The organism is Streptomyces sp. NPDC001507 (assembly GCF_042894765.1).
GTDB lineage: Bacteria > Actinomycetota > Actinomycetes > Streptomycetales > Streptomycetaceae > Streptomyces.
This window is the reverse complement of the sequence record NZ_JBIAVV010000003.1, coordinates 140,156-163,718: the sequence shown is the minus strand read 5'-3', so window position 1 is coordinate 163,718 and position 23,563 is coordinate 140,156. Positions and strand designations below refer to the sequence as shown.

Annotated in this window: 23 protein-coding genes; 7 read left to right on the top strand and 16 right to left on the bottom strand. The window is 70.3% G+C overall.

The annotated features are described in order from the left end of the window. Positions 1–2: 2 nt before the first annotated feature. The gene (locus ACFY0K_RS11075) at positions 3–236 is read right to left on the bottom strand and encodes a glucose PTS transporter subunit EIIB (RefSeq protein WP_089106674.1); all 234 of its coding nucleotides are present in this window, start codon (positions 234–236) and stop codon (positions 3–5) included. 170 nt (positions 237–406) lie between these two features. On the opposite strand from ACFY0K_RS11075, the gene ACFY0K_RS11070 reads away from it, so the two are divergent. Both ACFY0K_RS11070 and ACFY0K_RS11065 read left to right on the top strand, forming a co-directional pair. Next, positions 407–1,705, top strand: coding sequence for a PTS transporter subunit EIIC (locus tag ACFY0K_RS11070; RefSeq protein WP_390639990.1), 1,299 nt, complete (start codon positions 407–409; stop codon positions 1,703–1,705). A gap of 132 nt (positions 1,706–1,837) precedes the next feature. Further along, positions 1,838–3,085: a PTS transporter subunit EIIC gene (locus tag ACFY0K_RS11065; protein WP_390639578.1), complete on the top strand. Its 1,248-nt coding sequence runs from the start codon at positions 1,838–1,840 to the stop codon at positions 3,083–3,085. 104 nt (positions 3,086–3,189) lie between these two features. Here ACFY0K_RS11065 and ACFY0K_RS11060 read toward each other — a convergent pair whose 3' ends face one another. After that, positions 3,190–3,942: an MBL fold metallo-hydrolase gene (locus ACFY0K_RS11060; protein ID WP_390639577.1), complete on the bottom strand. Its 753-nt coding sequence runs from the start codon at positions 3,940–3,942 to the stop codon at positions 3,190–3,192. Between the two features lie 238 nt (positions 3,943–4,180). Here ACFY0K_RS11060 and ACFY0K_RS11055 point away from each other — a divergent pair, with 238 nt between their 5' ends. Beyond that, on the top strand, positions 4,181–4,636 hold the full coding sequence (locus ACFY0K_RS11055) for a type II toxin-antitoxin system PemK/MazF family toxin (protein ID WP_382722257.1): 456 nt from the start codon (positions 4,181–4,183) through the stop codon (positions 4,634–4,636). A 7-nt stretch (positions 4,637–4,643) separates the two neighbouring features. On the opposite strand, the gene ACFY0K_RS11050 is transcribed toward ACFY0K_RS11055, so the two are convergent. The 9 genes from ACFY0K_RS11050 to clpS form a co-directional block, all read right to left on the bottom strand. Continuing rightward, positions 4,644–5,135, bottom strand: coding sequence for a hypothetical protein (locus ACFY0K_RS11050; protein ID WP_390639576.1), 492 nt, complete (start codon positions 5,133–5,135; stop codon positions 4,644–4,646). 124 nt (positions 5,136–5,259) lie between these two features. Further along, positions 5,260–7,332 (bottom strand): putative Ig domain-containing protein, encoded by a 2,073-nt coding sequence (locus ACFY0K_RS11045; protein WP_390639575.1) that lies wholly within the window; start codon positions 7,330–7,332, stop codon positions 5,260–5,262. 245 nt (positions 7,333–7,577) lie between these two features. Beyond that, positions 7,578–8,528 carry a cysteine synthase gene (locus ACFY0K_RS11040; protein ID WP_351958183.1) on the bottom strand — a complete coding sequence of 317 codons (951 nt, stop codon included), beginning with the start codon at positions 8,526–8,528 and terminating at the stop codon, positions 7,578–7,580. 7 nt (positions 8,529–8,535) lie between these two features. Beyond that, positions 8,536–8,814, bottom strand: coding sequence for a MoaD/ThiS family protein (locus tag ACFY0K_RS11035; RefSeq protein WP_351958184.1), 279 nt, complete (start codon positions 8,812–8,814; stop codon positions 8,536–8,538). Positions 8,815–8,898: 84 nt separating this feature from the next. Further along, a complete protein-coding gene (locus ACFY0K_RS11030) occupies positions 8,899–8,994 on the bottom strand; it encodes a putative leader peptide (protein WP_351958185.1) in 96 nt (31 codons plus the stop codon). Between the two features lie 539 nt (positions 8,995–9,533). After that, complete coding sequence (locus ACFY0K_RS11025) at positions 9,534–9,956, bottom strand: Mov34/MPN/PAD-1 family protein (protein WP_382722267.1); 423 nt, start codon at positions 9,954–9,956, stop codon at positions 9,534–9,536. Positions 9,957–10,090: 134 nt separating this feature from the next. Continuing rightward, positions 10,091–11,539: an amino acid permease gene (locus ACFY0K_RS11020; protein WP_390639574.1), complete on the bottom strand. Its 1,449-nt coding sequence runs from the start codon at positions 11,537–11,539 to the stop codon at positions 10,091–10,093. Between the two features lie 342 nt (positions 11,540–11,881). Next, a complete protein-coding gene (locus tag ACFY0K_RS11015) occupies positions 11,882–12,487 on the bottom strand; it encodes a DUF2017 domain-containing protein (RefSeq protein WP_388603002.1) in 606 nt (201 codons plus the stop codon). Positions 12,488–12,536: 49 nt separating this feature from the next. Further along, positions 12,537–12,854 (bottom strand): ATP-dependent Clp protease adapter ClpS, encoded by a 318-nt coding sequence (clpS, locus tag ACFY0K_RS11010; protein ID WP_351958189.1) that lies wholly within the window; start codon positions 12,852–12,854, stop codon positions 12,537–12,539. 58 nt (positions 12,855–12,912) lie between these two features. Here clpS and ACFY0K_RS11005 point away from each other — a divergent pair, with 58 nt between their 5' ends. Together ACFY0K_RS11005 and ACFY0K_RS11000 are read left to right on the top strand one after the other, a co-directional pair. Next, positions 12,913–14,259, top strand: coding sequence for a nicotinate phosphoribosyltransferase (locus ACFY0K_RS11005; RefSeq protein ID WP_390639573.1), 1,347 nt, complete (start codon positions 12,913–12,915; stop codon positions 14,257–14,259). A gap of 148 nt (positions 14,260–14,407) precedes the next feature. Next, entirely contained in the window at positions 14,408–14,992 is a 585-nt protein-coding gene (locus ACFY0K_RS11000; protein ID WP_390639572.1) for an isochorismatase family protein, read from the top strand. Between the two features lie 610 nt (positions 14,993–15,602). Here the strand turns inward: ACFY0K_RS11000 and ACFY0K_RS10995 are convergent. After that, the gene (locus ACFY0K_RS10995; protein WP_390639571.1) at positions 15,603–15,932 is read right to left on the bottom strand and encodes a hypothetical protein; all 330 of its coding nucleotides are present in this window, start codon (positions 15,930–15,932) and stop codon (positions 15,603–15,605) included. A gap of 121 nt (positions 15,933–16,053) precedes the next feature. Then, a complete protein-coding gene (locus tag ACFY0K_RS10990; protein WP_390639570.1) occupies positions 16,054–18,405 on the bottom strand; it encodes an immune inhibitor A domain-containing protein in 2,352 nt (783 codons plus the stop codon). Positions 18,406–18,828: 423 nt separating this feature from the next. Between ACFY0K_RS10990 and ACFY0K_RS10985 the strand changes: the two genes are divergently transcribed. After that, positions 18,829–19,122, top strand: coding sequence for a hypothetical protein (locus tag ACFY0K_RS10985; protein WP_351958194.1), 294 nt, complete (start codon positions 18,829–18,831; stop codon positions 19,120–19,122). 78 nt (positions 19,123–19,200) lie between these two features. On the opposite strand, the gene ACFY0K_RS10980 is transcribed toward ACFY0K_RS10985, so the two are convergent. Together ACFY0K_RS10980 and ACFY0K_RS10975 are read right to left on the bottom strand one after the other, a co-directional pair. Continuing rightward, a complete protein-coding gene (locus tag ACFY0K_RS10980; RefSeq protein WP_390639569.1) occupies positions 19,201–19,821 on the bottom strand; it encodes an RDD family protein in 621 nt (206 codons plus the stop codon). A 272-nt stretch (positions 19,822–20,093) separates the two neighbouring features. Then, a complete protein-coding gene (locus ACFY0K_RS10975; protein WP_390639568.1) occupies positions 20,094–21,461 on the bottom strand; it encodes an RDD family protein in 1,368 nt (455 codons plus the stop codon). Positions 21,462–21,702: 241 nt separating this feature from the next. Here ACFY0K_RS10975 and ACFY0K_RS10970 point away from each other — a divergent pair, with 241 nt between their 5' ends. Beyond that, positions 21,703–22,116, top strand: coding sequence for an SsgA family sporulation/cell division regulator (locus ACFY0K_RS10970; RefSeq protein ID WP_390639567.1), 414 nt, complete (start codon positions 21,703–21,705; stop codon positions 22,114–22,116). 33 nt (positions 22,117–22,149) lie between these two features. On the opposite strand, the gene ACFY0K_RS10965 is transcribed toward ACFY0K_RS10970, so the two are convergent. Next, positions 22,150–23,556, bottom strand: a complete 1,407-nt coding sequence (locus ACFY0K_RS10965) for an FAD-binding oxidoreductase (RefSeq protein WP_390639566.1) — start codon at positions 23,554–23,556, stop codon at positions 22,150–22,152. Positions 23,557–23,563 lie beyond the last annotated feature (7 nt).

Genomic DNA, 23,563 nt, shown 5'->3' with positions numbered 1-23,563 from the left:
GCTCACATCATGTCTTCGATCTCCGCGGCGATCGGGTCGGCGTCGGTGCCGATGACGACCTGGATGGCGGTGCCCATCTTGACGACGCCGTGGGCGCCGGCCGCCTTGAGAGCGGCATCGTCGACCAGCGAGGCGTCGTGGACCTCGGTGCGCAGCCGGGTGATGCAGCCTTCGATCTCGTCGATGTTCTCGATTCCGCCGAGGCCGGCGACGATCTTCTCAGCCTTGCTGGCCATGTTCCTTCTCCCTGATCCGAACCGCTTTGTCGCAGTAACCCACAGTTGGCCCATCTTTGCGAGCGGTCGTGCCGCGCGTGCCGAATGATGGCGAGCAGCGCGGCGGAACCGTCTGTCGACTGGTCTACACCAGCTGGTGGGCGGTCGACAAACCCCCGGAGGAGGCGCCCGTGAGTGCCGAGAGCGCCGGCAGTGCGGCCGGTCCCGCGCGGGAGCGGTGGCACGCCCTCTTCCAGGGGCTGCAGAAGATGGGTCGCAGCCTTCAGCTGCCGATCGCGGTGCTGCCGGCCGCGGGGATCCTGAACCGGCTGGGCCAGCCCGACGTGTTCGGCGAGCAGGGGCTGGGCTGGACGGCGGTCTCCAAGGTGATGAAGGGGGCGGGCGGGGCACTGCTCGACGGTTCGGTCGGGCTGCCCTTGCTGTTCTGCGTGGGGGTCGCGATCGGGATGGCGCGGAAGGCGGACGGTTCGACGGCGCTGGCGGCGGTGGCGGGCTTTCTCGTCTATTACGGAGTGCTGCACCAGTTCCCGGAGGGCTGTCCGGGCGGGTCGAGGACGTTGCCGGGGATCGGGTGCCAGGTGCGGGACGGGTCGGTGTCGGCGTTCACGTTCCAGAATCCGGGGGTGTTCGGCGGGATCGCGCTGGGGCTGCTGACGGCGTTCTTCTGGGCGCGGTACCACCGGACGCGGCTGGTGGACTGGCTGGGGTTCTTCAACGGGCGGCGACTGGTGCCGATCATCATGTCCTTCGTGGCCATCGCGTTCGCCGCGCTGTGTCTGTGGGTGTGGCCGCCGGTCGGTGGCGGTCTGGAGAGTTTCAGCCGCTGGCTGCGGGACGCGGGGGCTTGGGGTGCGGGGGTGTTCGGGGTTGCGAACCGGGCTTTGCTGGTGGTCGGGCTGCACCAGTTCCTGAACGTGCCGATCTGGTTCCAGTTCGGCAGTTACACCACGCCCGAGGGGCAGACGGTGCACGGTGACATCAACATGTTCCTGGCGGGTGATCCGGACGCGGGCCAGTTCACGTCGGGGTTCTTCCCGGTCATGATGTTCGCGCTGCCGGCCGCCGCGCTGGCCATCACGCACTGCGCGAAGCCGCACCGGCGCAAGGAGATCGGCGGTCTGATGCTGTCGGTGGCGCTGACGTCGTTCGTGACGGGCATCACGGAGCCGCTCGAGTACTCGTTCATGTTCGTCGCGCCGCTGCTGTACGGGATGCACGCGGTGCTGACAGGGGTGTCGATGGCGGTCACGTGGGGCCTGGGGGTGCACGACGGGTTCAGTTTCTCGGCGGGACTGATCGACTACGTCATCAACTGGAAGCTGGCGACGCGGCCTTGGGCGATCATCCCGATCGGGTTGTGCTTCGCGGCGGTCTACTACGTGATCTTCCGGTTCGCCATCACGCGGTTCGATCTGAAGACGCCGGGCCGAGAACCGGAGGACGAGGTGGAAGACGTCACAGAAGCTTGAGCAGCCTGTGGCCGAAAGGCATACGCCGCGTAGTGCTCCGGTTGCGGAATTGACGGGTTCCTTATAACGCCCCCATCGTGTACAACAGGTCTACACCACTGAGTGGTGTAGACCACCACCGATGGAGGAAGTATGACAACCGCCACCGCGACGGCGGCCCCCACAAAGAAGTGGGGATCCGGTCTTTTCCAGGGCCTGCAGAAGATCGGCCGCAGCCTTCAGCTCCCCATCGCCGTGCTGCCGGCGGCCGGCCTGCTGCTCCGCTTCGGCCAGCAGGACATCCACGACAAGCTGCACCTGCCGGACAAGGTCACGGCGGTGTTCGCCACGGCGGGTGGCGCGATCTTCGACAACCTGCCGCTGCTGTTCTGCGTCGGTGTCGCGATCGGCTTCGCCAAGAAGGCGGACGGCTCCACCGCGCTGGCCGCGCTGGTCGGCTTCCTGGTCTACAAGAACGTCCTCACCGCGTTCCCCGTCACCGACGCGAAGGTCCAGGCGGGCGCCGACATCGCCGCCACCTACAACAACCCCGGTGTGCTCGGCGGCCTGGTGATGGGTCTGCTCGGCGCGGTGATCTGGCAGCGCTTCCATCGGACCAAGCTGGTGGACTGGCTCGGCTTCTTCAACGGCCGCCGGCTCGTCCCGATCATCATGGCCTTCGTCGGCACGATCATGGGTGTCTTCTTCGGCCTGGTCTGGAAGCCCATCGGTGACGGCATCTCCGACTTCGGCAAGTGGATCACCGGTCTCGGCGCCCTCGGTGCCGGTCTGTTCGGTCTGATCAACCGCGCGCTGATCCCGGTCGGCATGCACCAGTTCGTGAACACGGTCTCCTGGTTCCAGATCGGTGACTACAAGACCGCGTCCGGCACGATCGTCCACGGTGACCTCACCCGCTTCTTCGCCGGTGACCCGACGGCCGGTCAGTTCATGTCCGGCTTCTTCCCCATCATGATGTTCGGCCTCCCGGCCGCCGCCCTCGCCATCGCGCACACCGCCCGCCCCGAGCGTCGCGCCGCCGTGATGGGCATGATGCTGTCGATGGCGCTGACCTCCTTCGTGACCGGTGTGACCGAGCCGATCGAGTTCACGTTCATGTTCATCGCGCCGCTGCTGTACGCGATCCACGCGGTGCTCACCGCCCTGTCCATGGCGGTCACCTGGGCGCTCGGGGTGCACGCGGGCTTCACCTTCTCCGCGGGTGTCATCGACTACATACTCAACTGGAACCTGGCGACCAAGCCCTGGCTGATCATCCCGATCGGCCTGGTGTTCGGAGCGATCTACTACTTCGTCTTCCGCTTCGCCATCATCCGCTTCAACCTCCCCACCCCGGGCCGCGAGCCCGAGGAGGAGATCGAGGACCTCACCAAGGCGTGAGTCCCCACGGTGTGGCGAAGGCCCCCCGCAGCCCGGCGGCTGCGGGGGGCCTTCTCGTCGTGCGGGGGCCTTCTCGTCGTACGGCCCTGAACTCCGTCCGCGCGTCAGATCTCGTACGTCGCCCGAGGCGCCGCGAGATCCACCGGGCCGTCGAAGACCTCGCGGGCATGGGCGAGGTTGACGGCGGGGTCGGTCCACGGCGGGATGTGGGTGAGGACCAGGCGGCGGGCGCCGGCGCGGGCGGCGGTCTCGCCGGCCTCGCGCCCGTTGAGGTGCAGGTCCGGGATGTTCTCCTTGCCGTGCGTGAAGGCGGCCTCGCACAGGAACAGGTCGGTGTCCCGGGCCAGGTTCTCCAGCACCGGCGTGAGGCCGGTGTCGCCGGAGTACGTCAGGGACGTCCCGGCGTGCTCGACGCGGATGCCGTACGCCTCCACGGGGTGCCGGACCCGCTCGGTGTGGACCGTGAAGGGGCCGACGTCGAACGTGGACGGCTTGACCGTGTGGAAGTCGAAGACCTCGCTCATCGAGGAGGCGGTGGGGGTGTCGGCGTAGGCGGTGGTGAGGCGGTGCTCGGTGCCCTCGGGGCCGTAGACCGGGATCGGCGGGCACGGGCCGCCGTCGTGGCGGTAGTAGCGCGCCACGAAGTAGGCGCACATGTCGATGCAGTGGTCGGCGTGCAGATGGCTCAGGAAGATCGCGTCGAGGTCGTAGAGACCGCAGTGGCGCTGCAGCTCGCCCAGGGCGCCGTTGCCCATGTCGAGGAGCAGCCGGAAGCCGTCGGCCTCTACGAGGTAGCTCGAGCAGGCCGATTCCGCGGACGGGAACGACCCCGAGCAGCCGACGACGGTGAGCTTCATGAAGCAGAAACCTCCGTTGGCGGAAACCCAGATGCGCTGGGGAACCGGAGTCGGGAAAAAGGGCATGACGGGGGTCGTGCGGTTTGTCGAGCGTAAGGCGCAAAAGAGCCGGTCGCTCCTCTGCCAGGGACCGTTGTGGGCGAACTCACCTGTGGTGTCACCGGTTCGGCTGGACCGGGGGCGCAAAAGGATCGCGCAAGGGCGCGCATTGATTATCTCGCGCCGGTAACGTCGTCGTATGGACACGTCATGGTGGCTCGCGCTCGCGGCAGTCGTCCTGCTGGCGCTGGTCGCCACGCTCGTCGACGGCTGGGGCAGAGGCCACCGCCCGCGCGGGCACCGCACCCGCCCGCCGGGGCACCCGCGCGGCACGCGCGCGCAGGCCGGGCGGCCCCACCCGGGGGACATCTGGTGGGCCAACGTGCCCTACGAGGACGGTCCCGGCGCCAAGGACCGGCCCTGTCTGGTGCTGGCCGTGCACGGCAACAGGGCGACGGTCGCGAAGATCACCAGCAAGTACCACGACGAGCGCGCCGGGGTGATCCCGCTGCCGCCGGGCTCGGTCGGGGACGCCCAGGGCCGGCCGAGCTTCCTGGAGACCGACGAGCTGCGCGAGATCGCGGTGTGGGAGTTCCGGCGCCGGGTGGGCGTGGTCGACCCGGTGCTGTGGGACCAGGTGCGGCACCTCGCGTAGGACCGGCTCAGCTCACCTTCACGATGACCCGCCACTCCTGGATGCCCTTGCAGGAGACTCCGCCGGGCGCGGTGGGCTGGGCGCACAGGGGGCGGGTGGAGGAGAGGGTGACGGTGCCGGGGGCGACCGCGTCGTAGGCGGCGGAGGCGTCGCCCGGCTGGAGCACGATCCCGGCGTTGGTGGCGCGCAGTGCGGAGCCGCTGGCGGTGACGGCCGTCCAGGGGCGCTGCCGGGTGCCGTCGAGGCTGAGCCGGAGCTGTCCGCCGACCGCCATGCAGTAGGTGCTGCCGCTGTCCGCGGCGGTGAGCTCGCCGGCGCTGACGCAGCGGGTGGAGACACCGGGCGAGGACGCGCTCGGCGAGGCGGACACCGTGCCGCTGCCCTTGTCCGTGTTGTTCCCGCTCCCGCTGTCCGCGCTCCCGCTCTGCGAGCCGCAGGCCGCCAGCAGGAGCAGGCTCGCCGCGGCGAGCGACGTGCGGTGGAACGTCGTACGGCGCATGGGGTGTCCGCCTTTCCGTCGGGGAACGGACCCTGGGTGCCGATATGACGTATCCGCCCCTCGTACGGATCCCGCACCCGGACGGCTTCCGGGTGCGGGATCGGGTCAGTTCACTCGAACGGGGTCAGCCGGTCGTGACGGCGGTGTCGTCGACGACGAAGCTGGTCTGGAGCGAGGAGTCCTCGACACCGCTGAACTTCAGGGTGACGGTCGAGCCCGCGTAGGACCCGAGGCTGAAGGACTTCTGCACGTACCCGGAGGCCGCGTTGAGGTTGGAGTACGTGGCCAGGGTGGTCGAACCGGCGGTGACCGTCAGCTTGTCGTACTGGGTGCTGGTGGTGGTCTCGGCCGTGTCGACGTGCAGGTAGAAGGTGAACTTGGTGTTGGTGCAGGCGGCCGGGATCGTCACCGACTGGGAGAGCGTGTCGGTGTGCGAGGAACCGTAGCCGTCGAGCCAGGCCTTGTACGAGCCCGCGTGGGCCGCCTCGCCGCTGTCGTTGGTGATGACACCGCTGGAGGCCGTCCAGGTGGTGTTGCCCGACTCGAAGCCGGGGTTGCCGAGCAGCTGGGACGAGGAGCAGGTGCCGCCGCCGCTGGTGGAGACGGTCCAGGTGAAGGAGGCCGAGCCGGAGGCGCCGGTGGAGTCGGTCGCGGTGACGGTGGTGCTGTAGGTGCCAGCGGTGGACGCCGTACCGGAGATCAGGCCGGTGGAGCTGGAGATGGACAGGCCGGTGGGCAGGCCGGAGGCGCTGTAGGTGAGGGTCGCGCCCGCGCTGTCCGAGGCCGAGATCTGCAGGCTGACCGAGCTGCCGGTCGCGGTGGACTGGCTGCCGGGGTTGGTGACGGTCACCGTGTTGCCGGTGGTGGTGCCTGAGGTGAAGGCGGCGGTGCCGTTCGGGGTGCCCCAGCCGGTCGGGCCGTCGTAGCCGGTGCCGGCGGTGCAGAAGTACGACGTGGAGCACGAGCCGTTGTTGCCGCTGGTGACGTCGTACAGGTTGCCGGTGTGGCTGTACGGGTACTTCGCCGGGTAGTCGCTCGAACCCGGGGTGCCCGCGAGGGCGTACACACCGGCGATGATCGGCGAGGAGGCACTCGTACCGCCGTAGACCGCCCAGCCGGAGCCGCCGTAGGTGTCGTAGACCGCCACGCCGGTGGCCGGGTCGGCGACCGCGGAGACGTCGGACTCCATGCGCTTGGTGCAGCCGGTGTCGGTCTGCCAGCTCGGCTTCGAGTCGTAGGCGGAGCAGCCGGAGCCGGTGCCCTCGGTGGAGCTGGTCTTCCACACGGACTCGGTCCAGCCGCGGGTGCTGGAGGAGGTGGAGAGTGCGGTGCCGCCGACGGCGGTCACGTACTGGGAGGTCGCCGGGTACTCGGCGCCGTAGCCGGAGTCGCCCGCGGAGACGGTGATCGCGACACCCGGGTGCTTGAAGTAGGAGGTGTCCTCGCTGGTCTGGGAGGAGGACTCGGAGCCGCCCCAGCTGTTGGAGACGAACTTGGCGCCGAGCGCGACGGCCTCGTTCTCGGCGGTGCCGAGGTCGGAGTCGGTGGCGGAGTTGGCCTCGACGAGGATGATGTTGCAGTTCGGGCAGACGGCGCTGACCATGTCGATGTCGAGCGCTTCCTCGCCGGCCCAGCCGGAGTCGTTCGTCGGCAGCGAGGTCGTCGAACCGGTCTGGCTGACCTGCTTGAAGCAGCCGTTGGCGACGGTGCAGGCGGACAGGCCGTACGTGGAGCGGTAGGTGGCGAGGTCCGAGGCCGCGTTCGGGTCGTTGTAGGCGTCGACCACGGCGACGGTCAGGCCGGAGCCGCCCGTCGAGGGCAGGTTGTAGGCGCTGTGCAGGTTGGACGGGCTCAGGCCGGAGGGGGCGGCGGCGAGGGCCGAGGCCAGCTGCTGCTTGATGTCGGTGCGGCGCTGCGCGAAGCAGTTGACCTCACCGGGCTTGGACACGGCGGCGCACAGGTGCTTGGTGGGCACCTTCTGCCCGGCCTTGCCGGTGCTGTGCACGGCACGCCGGGCGGGGTCGGTCAGGGCCTTGGCGTTCTGGGCGGCCCGGGAGGTCTGGGCGGTGGCCTGGGGGGCGGTGGTGTGTACCTGTGCCTGTGCGGCCGGTGCCGCGACGAATCCGGAGACGGCGAGGGCGAGGGCGGGGAACGCGAAGGCCAGAAGTCTTCGCAGGCTCCGTCGTGATTCACGCATGGGGGTACTGCCTCCATCGGTGGGGTTACAAGGCAGGCCCGTGACGCGCGTAGCGGCGGCAGAGTGCGCGGTCATGAGCATGACACTTCGAACACCCTGGGATGCCGATGAGCGTGGCATGACAGGACGGTGAGGAACCTAGCCGGGTTCGCCGGGGACCGGTTCCCCCCGGCGAAGATCTTTGCTCCGCCATAGGCAGCGCTTAGCCCCCTCATAGAGGGGGATTGGCGCATACATGATGAGCGCTATGCCCAGAGCTGACCCTGAAGGGTCTCGATGGCTTCCTCGGTCGTGGCGGCGGTGTACACGCCGGTCGACAGGTACTTCCAGCCGCCGTCGGCGACGACGAACACGATGTCCGCGCTCTCCCCGGCCTGTACGGCCTTCTTCCCGACGCCGATCGCGGCGTGCAGCGCGGCGCCGGTGGAGATGCCCGCGAAGATGCCCTCCTGCTGGAGCAGGTCCCGGGTCCGGGTCACGGCGTCCGCGGAGCCGACGGAGTAGCGGGTGGTCAGCACGGAGGCGTCGTACAGCTCGGGTACGAAGCCCTCGTCGAGGTTCCTGAGCCCGTACACGAGGTCGTCGTACCGGGGTTCGGCGGCGACGATCTTCACGTCGGGCCTGTGCTCCCTCAAGTACCGCCCGACGCCCATCAGCGTGCCGGTGGTCCCGAGCCCCGCGACGAAGTGCGTGACGGACGGCAGGTCGGCGAGGATCTCCGGACCGGTGGTCGCGTAGTGCGCACCGGCGTTGTCCGGGTTGCCGTACTGGTAGAGCATCACCCAGTCGGGGTGCTCGGCGGACAGCTCCTTCGCCACGCGTACGGCGGTGTTGGAGCCGCCCGCGGCCGGGCTGGAGATGATCTCCGCGCCCCACATCCCCAGCAGGTCGCGCCGCTCCTGCGAGGTGTTCTCGGGCATCACGCAGACCATGCGGTAACCCTTGAGCTTGGCCGCCATCGCCAGCGAGATGCCGGTGTTCCCGGACGTCGGCTCCAGGATGGTGCAGCCCGGGGTGAGCCGGCCGTCCTTCTCCGCCTGCTCGATCATGTGCAGGGCGGGGCGGTCCTTGACCGAGCCGGTCGGGTTGCGGTCCTCCAGCTTGGCCCAGATCCGGACCTCGGGGGACGGCGAGAGCCGCGGCAGGCGCACCAGGGGGGTGTTGCCGACCGCGGCCAACGGGGAGTCGTAGCGCATGCCGATCTCAGGCCATGCCGCCGGCGACCGCCGGCAGGATCGTCACGGTGTCGCCGTCGGTGAGCTTGGTGTTGATGCCGTCGACGAAACGGACGTCCTCGTCGTTCAGGTACACGTTCACGAAGCGGCGCAGCTTGCCGTCGTCCACGATGCGGGCCTGGATGCCCGCGTGCCGGGTCTCAAGGTCGGCGAACAGCTCGGTGAGGGTCTCACCGCTGCCCTCCACCGCCTTCTGACCGTCGGTGTACTGGCGGAGGATGGTCGGGATGCGGACCTCGATGGCCATGGCTCAGGGCTCCTGTCGGAAAGTCTGGGTGGGTGGGCGCGCAGCGGCACGCCGCGGCTCACGGCCGTACGGCGGCAGGGAACGTCAACAGATGGCGCTGTTCAGCCTGCACAGGTCGACGTGCAGCCGCGCCACGAGCACCACGCCCGGCGCCTTGTCGCTCACGTCGTTCAGAACCATGCGGTCATCGTATCGATTCCCGCCCCCGGTTCCGGAGTGTGATTCCACATCCCGGACACTTTCCGGCCGAAAGATGAGACGCCCGACCCCAGGGGCGCACAGCCCGGCGCCGGGCCAGGGACCCACCCAGGGGCACGGAGAACTACGCGACCAGCCCCCACCGACCCGCAGGCGCCCACCGGCCGGTCCCGCACCGCCGGAATCCGCCGTCGCGGCGGAGAAGGATTTTGGTGAGCGGCGGAGAGGGGCGAAGGAAGATCTGGTGGACGGCGAAGAAGCGGGCACGGATCGGCGCCGGGCCAGGCAGCCCACCCAGGGGCGCGGGGAACTGCGCGACCAGCCCCCACCGACCCGCGGGCGCCCACCGGCGGGTTCGGCACCACCGGCCCGCGGGTGCCCAGCGGCCGGTCCGGCGCCGCCGGGATCCGCCGGTGCGGCCGAGCGCCGTCGCGGCGGAGAAAGAATCTGGTGAGCGGCGGAGAGGGTGGCGAGAGGGCTGGTGAGCGGTGGAGGAGAGGCTGGTGTCGGGTCGGTGGGGGTCAGTAGGACTCGACGATCCTCACCTCTTCCTCTGTCACCTCGCCCTCGATGATGCGGTAGGAGCGGAACTGGAAGTCGCCGAGGCCGTCGGTGTCGGCGGTGGAGACGAGGACGTAGTGGGCGCCGGGCTCGTTGGCGTAGCTGATGTCGGTGCGGGAGGGGTACGCCTCCGTCGCCGTGTGGGAGTGGTAGACGACCACCGGCTCCTCGTCGCGGTCGTCCATCTCCCGGTAGAGCTTCAAGAGGTCGCCGGAGTCGAACTCGTAGAACGTGGGGGACATCGCCGCGTTCAGCATGGGGATGAAGCGTTCGGGGCGGTCGGAGCCGGCCGGCCCGGCGACGACGCCGCACGCCTCGTCGGGGTGGTCCTTGCGCGCGTGGGCGACGATCTGGTCGACGAGGGCCTGGGTGATGGTCAGCATGGTCGCCAGGATAAGCAAGGGGCCGTCCCGTACCGAAGGCTGGTACGGGACGGCCCGGATGCCGGACGCCCTGAGCGGCTGCCGCAGGGGGGCGCCACGAGTGCTCCCCTGCGGCGGGCGTCCCGGAAGGGTGGTCAGTTCACTTTCTCCAGCGGCGCCGGCTCGCGGCGCTCGGCGACCTCGGGGTTGCGGTTCTTCAGCACCAGCCAGCCGACGCCGAGCGCGGCGGCCCAGCCGGCCATCACGTACAGGCAGACGCGGGAGTCGGCGTCGTACGCGATCAGGCAGGTGACGAAGAGGAGGAAGGCGATGGCGATCCAGCTGCACTTCGCGCCGCCCGGGGCCGGGAAGGCGGAGGCCGGCAGGCGGCCCGCGTCGACCGCGCGGCGGTAGAGGACGTGGCTGATCAGGATCATCAGCCAGGTCCAGATGCCGGCCGCGGTGGCGACGGAGGTGACGTAGCCGAACGCCTTCTCCGGGACGACGTAGTTGAGGACCACGCCGATGCCCATGAAGAGGACCGAGACCGTGATGCCGAACGCCGGGGTCTTCGACGCGGACAGCTTGCGGAACACGGCCGGGGCCTCGCCGCTGTCGGCCAGGTTCCGCAGCATGCGGCCCGTGGAGTACATGCCGGAGTTGCAGGAGGAGAGGGCGGCGGTGAGGACGACGAAGTTGACGATGCCGGCGCCGGCGGGGATGCCGATCTTCGCGAAGGCCGCGACGAAGGGGGAGACGCCGGGGGCGAACTCCGTCCACTTCACGACGCAGAGGATGACGGTGAGCGCGCCGACGTAGAAGAGGGCGATGCGCCAGGGGAGGGTGTTGATCGCCTTGGGGAGGGTCTTCTCCGGGTTCTCCGACTCGCCGGCGGTGACGCCGACCAGCTCGACCGCGAGGTAGGCGAACATGACGCCCTGAAGGGTCATCAGGGAGGAGCCGACGCCCTTGGGGAAGAAGCCGTCGAACTGGTAGAGGTTCGCGACCGACGCGGTGTCACCGGCGGAGCTGAAGCCGAAGGTGAGGACGCCGAGGCCGATCACGATCATGCCGATCAGGGCGGTGACCTTGACCATGGAGAACCAGAACTCCAGCTCTCCGAAGACCTTCACGGAGATCAGGTTGACCCCGAAGAGGACCACCAGGAAGACCAGGGCGGTCACCCACTGCGGGACCTGCGGGAACCAGTAGTTCACGTAGATCGCGGCGGCGGTGAGCTCCGCCATGCCCGTCACGACCCACATCAGCCAGTACGTCCAGCCGGTGAAGTAGCCGAAGAACGGGCCGAGGAACTCCCGGGAGTACTCGGCGAAGGAGCCGGAGACCGGGCGGTAGAGCAGCAGTTCGCCGAGGGCCCGCATGATGAAGAAGATGATGCCGCCGGCGAGGGCGTACATGAGGATGAGGCTGGGGCCGGCCTTGGCGATGTTCGCCCCGGCGCCCAGGAAGAGCCCGACGCCGATGGCGCCGCCGATGGCGATCATCTGGACCTGGCGGCTGCCGAGCCCGCGCTCGTACCCCTCTTCGGAGCCTTCGGCGGAATTCGCGGAATTCCCCGACGTGTCGACCTGAGCGGAGGTCATGTGTGCTGTGCGCCTTTCTCCATGCCGACCCGGGCCTCTCGTCGGCCTCGGATCGGGTTTCGATCCCCCCGGATTGCTGGAGCGGTGCCTGACCGGTGGTGCCGGTTCGGTGGCGCACCCGGACGTACACGTGGGTGGTGTTCGCCGGGCGGTCGTGAAGATTTATCACGGCCGCAACATTGATCACCGGGTTCCGTCGAGAGGGATTGTGGCGCACGCCACTGGAAGAAGCGGACAAAACGCGACCGAAACGGCCATAACAGGCCGCAACGGTGACGCGATCGTTATCCGGATTTGAGCGTCCTCTGAGCGAACACGAAGCCGGTACGCAATCGGGACGGACTACGGCATAAGGGTGGCGACCAGGGTCTCCTGGAGGCCGCCGAGCCACAGGTACGCCATCACCATCGGCTTGCGCGGGTCCTCGTCCGGGAGCCGGTAGAGGAGGTCGGTGTCGTCCTCGTCGGTGATGTCCAGGCGGCAGCCGATCGCGAGGCGCAGGTCGGTGAGGGCGCCGAGCCACTGCCGGGACTCCCCGGGCGCCAGCTTGAGGACCGCCTCGCCCTTCTCCCCCGGGGCGAGGGAGTCGAGGGTACGGATCACCGCGAGGGCGCTCTCCCGCTTGCCGGCCCTGAGGTCGTTCTCGGTGTAGCGGCGGAACTCGGCGGAGTGCGCCTGCTGCTCCTCGGCCTCCTCCGGGGACTGCGGGAGCCGCTCGGGGTCGCTGTAGGCGTCCGGGAAGAGCCGGCGCAGCACGGGGTCGGCGGGCGCCTCGGTCGGACCCTCGGCGAACAGCTCGGCGAGCGGGTCGTCGGGGGCGTCCTCGGCGGGGCCGGGGCCGATGAGCTCCAGGAGCTGGACGGCCAGCGACCGGATGATGGAGATCTCGACATCGTCGAGGGCGACGGCCGCGCCGCCGCCGGGGAGCGGTTCGAAGATTCCTGGCATGGAGGGGATTCGCTGCTTCCGGAGCTGATCGGGGCCGGTCGGGTGAGGGTTACTTCCGGTCCTGCTGGAGGGTGGCCCACAGGCCGTAGCCGTGCATCGCCTGTACGTCGCGTTCCATCTCCTCGCGGGTGCCGCTGGAGACGACCGCCCGGCCCTTGTGATGGACGTCCAGCATGAGCTTGGTGGCCTTGTCCTTGGGATAGCCGAAGTACGTCTGGAAGACATACGTCACGTAGCTCATGAGGTTGACGGGATCGTTGTGCACGAGCGTGATCCACGGGACGTCGGGCTCGGGGACGGCGAAGGTCTCCTCCGCCGACTCGGTGCGTTCGATCTCTACGGGAGCGGGTGACGTCACAAGGCCCATGCTGCCACGGGCCCCACAAATCGTCACACTGACGCGAAGGGGTGTAGCATCTGTCGCCATGAACACTGCGGACCTTGGGCTGCCGGTGGACGTCCCGTCGACGGCGCTCTTCACGGACCAGTACGAGCTGACGATGCTGCAGGCCGCCCTGAAGGCCGGTACGGCCGAGCGGCGCAGCGTCTTCGAGGTCTTCACCCGGCGGCTGCCGGAGGGGCGCCGCTACGGCGTCGTGGCGGGCACCGGGCGCGTCCTGGACGCTGTCGAGAACTTCCGCTTCGACACGGACGTCCTCGACTTCCTGGCGGAGCGGAACATCGTCGACGAGCCGACCCTCAAGTGGCTCGCCGGCTACCGCTTCAGCGGCGACATCTGGGGCTACCCCGAGGGCGAGGTCTACTTCCCCGGCTCGCCGATCATGCGGGTGGAGGGCTCCTTCGCCGAATGCGTGCTGCTCGAGACCGTGATCCTCTCCATCCTCAACCACGACTCCGCGATCGCGGCCGCCGCCTCCCGGATGTCCTCGGCCGCCGGGGACCGCCCGCTGATCGAGATGGGCGCCCGCCGCACCCACGAGCTGGCCGCCGTCGCCGCCTCCCGCGCCGCCTACGTCGGCGGCTTCGCCACCACCTCCGACCTGGCCGCCGGCTTCCGCTACGGCATCCCGACGGTGGGGACGAGCGCCCACGCCTTCACCCTGCTGCACGACCACGAGCGGGACGCCTTCCGCGCCCAGGTCGACTCGCTGGGCCGGGGCACCACCCTGCTGGTCGACACCTACGACGTCGCCGAGGCGGTCCGTACGGCCGTGGAGGTGGCCGGGCCCGAGCTGGGCGCCGTCCGCATCGACTCCGGCGACCTGCTGCTGGTCGCCCACCAGGTGCGCCGGCAGCTGGACGAGCTGGGTGCGACGCGCACGAGGATCACCGTGACCTCCGACCTCGACGAGTACGCCATCGCCTCGCTGGCCGCCGCGCCCGTGGACGCGTACGGGGTCGGCACCCAGCTGGTCACCGGTTCCGGGCACCCCACCTGCTCCATGGTCTACAAGCTGGTCGCCCGCGCCGAGTCCGCGGACCCGCAGGCTCCGCTGGTGCCGGTCGCCAAGAAGTCGACCGGCGGCAAGACGTCCGTCGGCGGGCGCAAGTGGGCGGCGCGGCGGCTGGACGCCGACGGGGTGGCGGAGGCCGAGGTGGTCGGCACCGGCGAGGTCCCGGCCGACCTGGTCGACCGGCAGCTCCTGGTCGAACTGGTGAAGTCCGGCGAGGTCGTCGCCCGCGAACCGCTGGACGCGCCCCGCGCCCGGCACGCGGCGGCCCGCGCGAACCTGCCGCTCTCGGCGACCCAGCTCTCGCGCGGGGAACCGGTCATTCCGACGGAGTACGTGCAGGGGCGCTCGGGTAGCTAGAGCGGGTGCCCGCGTACGCGCCCCGCAAGGCCCCCTCCCCTACGCCCCCGTAAGTCTCTACGCTCGGAGGTTCAGGCCGGGCCCGCACCCCTTGCATCCGCGTCTCCCCCGTCGACGGACCCGCTATCGAAAGCGAAGGACACCTACCATGCGCCGCGCCTTGATCGTCGTCGATGTGCAGAACGACTTCTGCGAGGGGGGAAGCCTTGCGGTGGCAGGGGGGGCCGATGTGGCCGCCGCGATCACCGAGCTGATCGGGCAGGCGCCGGCCGGCTACCGCCACGTGGTGGCGACCCGCGACCACCACGTCGCGCCGGGCGGCCACTTCGCCGACAACCCCGACTACGTGCACAGCTGGCCGGCGCACTGTGTCGCCGGCACGGAGGGCGTGGGCTTCCATCCGAACTTCGCCCCCGCGGTCGCCTCCGGCGCGGTGGACGCCGTGTTCAGCAAGGGGGCGTACTCCGCGGCCTACAGCGGCTTCGAGGGCGTCGACGAGAACGGGGTCACGCTGGCGGAGTGGCTGCGGGCCCGCAAGATCGACGAGGTGGACGTGGTGGGCATCGCCACCGACCACTGTGTGCGGGCTACCGCCCTGGACGCCGCGAAAGAGGGCTTCCGCACCCAGGTCCTCCTCGACCTCACGGCAGGCGTGGCCGAGGCGACGACGGACCGAGCCCTGGAAGACCTCCGCAAGGCCGGCGTGGAACTGACAGGCAAGCCGGTGGTCTGAAACACCGGAAACTTCCACCCTTCACCCGCTTCACCACCTGCCCCCGCCACCCCCTGCACGCTTCACCACCTGCCAGCCCGGACCCTCTTTCCGCCGGTCAGATGGATTTCCGCCGCAACGGCGCTCCGCCACGACGGCGGAATCCGGCGGTGCCGGACCGGCCGGTGGGCACCCGCGGGCCGGCGGGGGCTGGTCGCGCAGTTCCCCGCGCCCCTGGGTGGGCTGCTCTGCCCGGCGCCGAAGAGCCCCGCGGCCCCCCGGGGCAGCTGCTCCTTGAGACCCGGCCGCCCTTCCTTCCCGCCGCAACGGCGCTCCGCCACGACGGCGGAATCCGGCGGTGCCGGACCGGCCGGTGGGGGCTGGTCGCGCAGTTCCCCGCGCCCCTGGGTGGGCTGCTCTGCCCGGCGCCGAAGAGTGCCGCGCCCCTGGGTGAGCTGCCCGGTCCGGCGCCGAAGAGTGCCGCGCCCCTGGGGCAGCTGCTCCTTGAGACCCGGCCGCATTTCCTTCCCGCCGCAACGGCGCTCCGCCACGACGGCGGAATCCGGCGGCGCCGGACCGGCCGGTGGGGGCTGGTCGCGCAGTTCCCCGCGCCCCTGGGGTGTCGTGGTGGTCAGGCTGGTGTGGGTCTTCGGAGGAGGGAGCGGATGGGTCTCCAGAGTTCGAGGGGGGTGACACCGTTGTCAGGGGCCGTTCGCCATATGAGGCCGTCGGGGTGGTGGAGGACGGCGGTGATCTCGTCGGGGGTGGGCGGGGCGGCGTTGCCCCGCAGGTAGACCGCTCGCATGCCGAGGTTGCGGAGCCTCGTCAGGGCCCGGGCGCGGTTCTGGGCGTGAACCAGTACACGAACGGCGGACGAGCCGTCCGCGGTGATCGGGCTGGGCAGGTTCAGCGCCACGATCACCCTGCCGTTCGGCAGCTTGCAGAACCCTCCTGCGGCCATGCGGTCACACCCCCGTGTGCGTCGGTGTCAATAAGAAAGCCACAGGACGCACCTAAGCACGAGCGGCGGCGACCCGCCAAGGGGTCGCCGCCGATACGTGTCTGACCTGCAACGATGGGGATTACTTCACTGCGGGGCCGACCTGGAGGGAGATCGTCGAGCCGTCCTTGGCCTCCGTGACGATGTTGATCTTCGTGTTGGTGTCAGTGATCTTGACGCCGCCGGCCGGGTTCGAGGCGTCGTAGTAGTCGCTCTTGTGGTCGTTGAAGACCGACACCCCGGAGGACTGCCTGATCTTCGTCGCCACGTCCGCCTTGTGGAGGGTGATGCCGTCCGTGGCGTAGAGGCTGAACGGCGAGTCGTAGGCCTGGATGCGGTTGCGCATCAGCGTGCCGTCGGACCACTTCAGCGCCGTCGGGTGCGAGTCGATCGGGAGGATCAGACCGGTGCCGGGGTGGACGCTGGTGTTGTCGTCCGCCTCGGAGGTGTCCCACTTCCAGATCAACAGGCCGTTCTGGTACGGGTAGTGCTCCACCCAGTCCGGACGGGTCGTCGAGAAGCCGAAGTTGTACGGACCGGTCTTGAGGGTCTTGTCGTACGACACGTACTGGCGGTTCTCCGCGATGTAGTACTGCGCGTAGTCCTTGGTGAAGGACGCGCCGATGCGGGAGAAGCCGGAGGCGGTCCAAGCCGCGTCCGCGGACTCCGCGTTGTCGGAGAAGACCGCCGAGCCGTCCGCCGTCAGGGTGATCTCGTCGGCCGCGAAGCCCTTGAGGGCGACCCCGCCGTCGGTCTGGTAGCGGAAGCGGAGCTGGATCTTCTGGCCCGCGTAGGCGTCCAGCGGGTACGACAGCTTGGTGTAGGCGTCGACCGAACCGGTCAGCGCCGGCTTGTCGCTGCCGTCGCGCGGGATGGCCGCGCCGTTCACCGTGCCGTCCAGAGCGGTCCAGTTCGCGCCGCCGTCGGTGGACACCTCGGTGTAGAGGTAGTCGTAGCCCGACTCGATGTCGTACCAGCCGTCGAGGTTCAGCGTGGCGGACGACTTGCCGGTGAGGTCGACGTCGCGGGTCAGGGTGTTCTTGAGGTTGTCGCCGCTGCCGCTCCACCACTGGGTCGAGCCCTGGGCGGGAGACACGACGGTGGTGGTGACCGCCTTGTCCGGCAGGGTGACCACCGTGGCCTGCTTGTTCTCCGTGTTGTACTCGGCGACGCCCAGCTTGTGGCTGGACTTCGTGCCGGCCTTGGCCACGTCGTAGTTGAGCCAGCCGAGCTGGAGCTTGTCCCAGGCGTTCATGTCGCCGGGCAGGTCGCCGATCGCTTCCTTGCCGGTGCCCAGCCAGGAGCCGGAGGACATCAGGGTCCAGAAGCCGGTGGAGTTCTCGCCGCCGTTGGTGTCGTACTCGTCCGGCAGGCCGAGGTCGTGGCCGTACTCGTGGGCGTAGACGCCGAGTCCGCCGTTCTCCGGCTGCATGGTGTAGTCGCCGACCCAGATGCCGGTGTCACCGATCTGGGTGCCGCCGAGCTTGTTGCCGGCCGGGCCGGTGGCGCCGGCGTCGGTGCCGAAGGCGTACCAGCGGTGCGCCCAGATCGCGTCGGTGCCCTGGGCGCCGCCGCCCGCGGACTCGTCCTCGCCGGCGTGCACGATCTGGAAGTGGTCGATGTAGCCGTCGGGCTCGTTGAAGTTGCCGTCGCCGTCGTAGTCGTAGCGGTCCCACTGGTCGTACTGCGCGAGGTCCGTCTTGATGGCGGCGGCGGACACACCGGCCGCCTCCTGGTCGGCGACCCAGGCGGTCACGCCGTCCTTGACCAGGTTCCAGACACTGGAGCAGGTGGTGGAGCCGCAGGCGTTGTTGCCGTAACGGGCCTCGTTGTAGGGGACCTTGACCCAGTCGGTGACCTCGCCGTCGACCGAGTAGCGGCCCGAGGACTGCTTCTCGTAGTACTTCTTCAGCGACTCGGTGTCCTTGCCGGTGCCGAAGTAGAGGTCCTGGAAGTGCTGCTGGTTGTAGTCCGCCTGCCAGGCCGTGGAGTTGTCCTTGGTCCGGTCGGGCGCGGCTATCCGGTTGTGCAGCGGGCCGGCCGTGCCGCCGTACCGCGGGTCCGTCTGGTCACCGAACTCGACCAGGATCGTGAAGATCCTGTCCGTCTTCTCGCGGCCGAGCTCGACGTACTTGCTGTCGCCCGTGTTGCCCTTGAGCTGGACGACCTTCGAACCGTCGCGGTCCTTGACCTGGGCCTTGCCGGATATGACCTGGTCGAGGGCTTCCTGGTGCTGGGCCTCCTGGGTCTTGCTCAGGGGGCCGTCGAGGTCGTGCTCCTCCTGCTTCGTCGACGGGTCGTGCCGGTCGACGGTGCTGGTGGTCGCCGTCGGGGCCGTGGTCGCCGCGACCGCGAAGGTGGCGAAGCCTACGGAGGCGGTCGCGAGCGTCACGCCGACGGCGAGTGCTCTGAACGTCCAGGGTCTGCTGGTCACTTGAGTTCCTCCCCCGCGCCGCGCGCACGGCAAGGAGGACCGGGTGATGGTTGGGGGTCCGTGCGCGCACGTTCAACGCGTCGATTCAAGTGACGACATTTGACTACTGGTTTACGAGAAAAGACAGATCTTGACTCGGACTGTCCAACTGCACTATGCGGAGAAGAAGTTCGCTTTACGGACGCCGGGCCCGCGGTACCCCCGAAGGACCCCACCCAACCGGCGCGCATATGCCTCTGGTTGCCGTATGCCATGCGACCGTGCGCCCCCTGTGCACCGGTACCGTGGGTTAGGTCACGCTTACCGGACGTTCCTCTCGGGCATGCACGCGAATAGAGTCGAACGGTGGAACGCCCGGAAGCCGGTGGAAAGCAAGGCCGGTTCCCCCGTCTCACCCCCAAAACTTCCGAGGACACGATTGCCATGCCTCGTCCGACCCCGGCACAGCTCGTCTACGGTTCGGCCGCCGTGATCTGCTCGACGCTCGCCATGCTGCTGCTGTCACAGACGAGTTCGGGCATCGGGATCGCGGTCATCGCGCTCGCCGCGCTCGGTCTGGGACTGCTGGTGGCCATGACGGTCCCGCTCCCCCGGCCGCGCACGGTCGCACAGTCCCCGTCCGCCCCGATCGCACCGCCCGAGGTGCGGGTCCCCCTGCACCGGGAGACCGTGGCCGCCGCCACGGCCGAGCCCGTCCGGGAGCCCACCGCACCCTGACGCACACACCAGTGAAGTCGGCGGGTCCGTGAGCTGACGGACCCGCCGGCTGCTTGTGCGCCCCCCTGTACCGGCCCGCTACGCGCCCGTACTCACCACGACCGTCTTCGCCGCCTTGTCGTGCAGCCCCTGCTTGTACGGCTTGTCGAAGAAACTCCAGCCGCCGCAGATCACCGTCCAGATGCAGGCGCAGCAGAAGGCGAACGGCACCCACAGCACCAGGGCCCGCAGCAGCGAGGTCTGGGTGGAGGGCGTGGCGCCGTCGGACAGGTTGGCGACCCGCATGCGGAGCCACTTCATGCCGAGGGTCTGCCCCGACCTGGCGATCAGCAGGGTGTCGTAGGCGACGAAGAGGACGGCGGCGACGAGCGACTGGGCGAAGGACCGGCCGGCCGAGATCCGGTCGCCGTTCATCTGGTACTCGCTCACCCCGAACGCCAGGGTGAGCAGCACGACCACGATGCCCACCAGGATCATGTCGATGATCCGCGCGAGGGTGCGCTTGCCGCTGTCGGCGAGGGGCGGCATCCCGGCGAGGGGATCGGCGGGATAGCCACCGGAACCGCCGCCTCCGTAGGGACCGCCGCCGCCCGTGTCGTAGGGGCCGCCGCCGTAGGAGGGCGGCGGGGGCTGCTTCCTGAACGGATCGTTCTCCGGCGGCTCTCCTGAGCCCGGGGGCGGGGGCGGTTCGGTGCTCATGGCCCGAGTGCACCCCGAAGCAACCGGACCCGCACCCGGCGAGCGGCCGTACGGGGTACGGATACCCCGAAGGGGCCCGCGGGCAAGCGCCCCGAACGGGCCAGGAGGCAGCGCCCCGAAGAGGCCAGGGGGCAGCGCCCCGAAGGGGCGCGGGGGCAGCGCCCCGAAGGGGCGCGGGGGCAGCGCCCCGAAGGGGCGCGGGGAACTGCGCGACCGGCCACGACGGCGCCGCGGACGAACGACGGCCCGTCCCGGCGCCATCAGCCCAGCGCTCAGCCGGCGACGAAGGTGTGCGCCGCCTTGTCGTGCCAGCACTGGTGCCAGGGGCGGTCGAACAGGCACCAGGCGACGCCGACGATCCCGATGCCGAGCAGTCCGGGCACGGTGTACACCAGCCAGCGGCGCAGGGCGCCGCCGAAGCTGGGGGGTTCGTGGCCCTCGATGTCCCGTACTTCCAGGCCGAACAGCTTCTTGCCGAGGGTACGGCCCCATCGGGCGGTGGGCAGCACCTCGTAGAGGACGCCGGCGACGAGCAGGACCGCGAGCACGATGCCGAGGTACAGCCCGGTCGTGCCGTCCAGCAGCCAGACGGTCTCGGTGCGGCCGGACAGCTTGGCCGCGTCGATCTTGTCCTGCACGTGATCGGCCGCCTTGGTCCCGAACGGTACGGCGGCGGCCGCGGTCACCGCGCCGACGACCAGACTGTCGACGAGCCGGGCCGCGAACCGCTTGCCGAGACCGGCCGGCCGGGCCGCCGCCTGCCGCCGGGCGGCCGCCTGGAAGGGGTCCTCCACCGGCGGCTTCCAGGGGGCGACCTGCTGGTCACCGGCGAGCTGGTGCACCTGCTGGGCCCAGGAGGACTGCCCGCCGCCGGCACCGGAGGCCATGGGGGCGGCGGACTGCTGCGGAGGGACGACGGGGGCGACGGCCTGGGGAGCCGCGGCGGCTGCCGGAGGCTGGGCGGCGGGCGGCTGGGCGGCGGGCGGCTGGGCCGCGGCGGCACGGGCCGCGGCCGCCTTTCCGGCGCCGAAGCCGGGACGTGCGGGACCGGCGGCACCGGGAGCGCCGACCGGCCCCTGGGCGCCGAACCCGGCCGCACCGGCCCCGGGGTTCGGTGTGCCCTCGCCCCGGACCGGCCGGAAGGTCAGCGTGCCGTCGTCCATGGGCGGCCGGGCCGCCGGCGGAGTCCCCGCCGGGCCGACCGTCGGCCTGCGGAAGATGAACGTGCCACCGGAGTCGAGGTCCCCCTGGTCCGCCTGGTCCCCCTGGTCCGCGGGCGGGATCGACGCCGTGCCATCGGTCCGGGACGACCGGCCGTCCGGCTGGGCCGGGGCGCCCGCCACCCGGGGGTCGCTGCCCCACGCACTCCCCTCCGCCGTCCAGCCGGAGGCGCCGCCAGGCCGCGGGTCCTCGTCGAAGAAGTGCGGGCCGGTCTCCTCGACCGCCGCCGGGGCCGCGGGACCCGCGGGGTGCGAACCCGGCGGCGGGACGAGCGGTTCGCCGTCGGACGGGGCCGGGCGGCTGGTGCCCGGCACCCACGCGGCGCCGTTCCAGTAACGGACGTAGCCGGGGATGGACGGGTCCGGGTAGTAGCCCTCGCGGGGCCGTTCGTCACCGGGTGCCGGGGTTGGGGCGGTCATGTCCGTCATCCCGTATCTGCTCGGGGGTGATGTGGGAGCCTCCACATCTATCAGACCCGGGTGCCCGCCACCGCCAGTCCCGCAGGACCCGCCCCTTTCCGGGCACCCCTGTGCACCCCCTTCACCGCGCCGGGAAAAATTTCCCGGAACCCGCGTAATGCTCGCGGCCCCAGCCCCTCTCCACTCGTACGGGCCCACCCGAAGGCGCCCGTACGGCTGACCGAGAGAGGAACCCGACGCCATGCAGCACACCGTGGTGGAGCGCGAACTGGAGCTGCGGCTCATCCTGTCCCCGGAGCGGAGCGTCCCGGTCCCGGCCCGGCTGAACTACCGCTCCGACGACCCGTACGCCGTCCACGTCGGCTTCCACATCAACTCCGAGCAGCCCGTCAACTGGACCTTCGCCCGCGACCTGCTCGTGGAGGGGGTGTTCCGGCCGTGCGGGCAGGGGGACGTGCGGGTGTGGCCGGCGAAGGTGGCGGGCCGCACCGTCGTACTGATGGCGCTGAGTTCACCCGACGGTGACGCGCTGCTCGAGGCACCGGTCCCCCAGGTGTCCGCCTGGCTGGAGCGGACGCTGCGGGTGGTGCCCCCGGGAAGTGAGGGCGGGCAGCTGGGGATCGACGAGGCGCTCGATCAGCTGCTCGCCCGGTGAGGGCCCCACCGGATGGAATCGGAACGGCCGGGATCAGAACAGCTTGCCGGGATTGAGGATGCCCAGCGGGTCGAAGACCTGCTTCACGGCCCGCTGCATCTCCACGCCCACCGGTCCGATCTCCCGGGCCAGCCACTCCTTCTTCAGGACGCCGACGCCGTGTTCGCCGGTGATGGTGCCGCCGAGCTCCAGGCCGAGGCCCATGATCTCGTCGAAGGACTCGCGGGCGCGGCGGCACTCGTCGTCGTCCTGGGCGTCGAAGCAGACGGTGGGGTGGGTGTTGCCGTCGCCGGCGTGGGCGACGACCCCGATGGTCAGCCGGTGCTTCGCCGCGATGCGCTCGACGCCCTCGATCATGTCGCCGAGCCGGGAGCGGGGCACGCACACGTCGTCGATCATCGTCGTGCCCTTGACGGCCTCCAGGGCGACGAGCGAGGAACGGCGGGCCTGGAGGAGGAGTTCGGACTCGGCGGCGTCGTCGGCCGGGACCACCTGGGTGGCGCCGGCGGCCTCGCAGAGCTTGCCGACGGCGGCGAGGTCGGCGGCCGGGTCCGGGGTGTCGAACGCGGCGAGCAGCAGCGCCTCGGTGGACTCCGGCAGACCCATGTGGGTGAGTTCGTTGACCGCCTTGACGGTCGTGCGGTCCATCAGTTCGAGCAGGGACGGCACATGGCCGCCCTCCATGATCCGGCACACGGCCTCGCAGGCGGCGGCCGCGGAGCCGAACTCGGCGGCCAGCACCAGCTGCTGCGGCGGCTTGGGCTTCAGCGCCAGCACGGCCCGTACGACGATGCCGAGCGAGCCCTCGGAGCCGACGAAGAGGCGGGTGAGGTCGTATCCCGCGACGCCCTTCGCCGTGCGGCGGCCGGTGGACATCAGGCGGCCGTCGGCGAGGACGACGTCCAGGCCGAGGACGTACTCGGCGGTGACCCCGTACTTCACGCAGCACAGGCCGCCCGACGCCGTGCCGATGTTGCCGCCGATCGTGCACATCTCCCAGCTGGAGGGGTCCGGCGGGTAGTAGAGGCCGTGCTCCTCGACCGCGCGGGAGAAGGTGGCGTTGACGACGCCGGGCTCGACGACCGCGATGCGGTCCACCGGCGAGATCTCCAGGACGCGGTCCATCTTGGTCAGGGACAGCGCGATGCAGCCGTCGGTGGCGTTGGCGCCGCCGGACAGGCCGGTGCGGGCGCCCTGCGGGACGACCGGGACGCGCAGTTCGGTGGCGACGCGCATGACGTGCTGGACCTGCTCGACCGTGCGCGGCAGCACGACGACGGCCGGGGTGCCGGCCGGGCAGAAGCTCGCCATGTCGTTGGCGTAGGAGGCGGTCACGTCGGGATCGACGAGGACCGCGTCGGCCGGCAGCCCCGCGAGGAGCCGGTCGGTGAGGTTGCTGGTGGCCTCGTCCCGAGGCGCTTCGATACGGCTCATGATCACAGCGTCG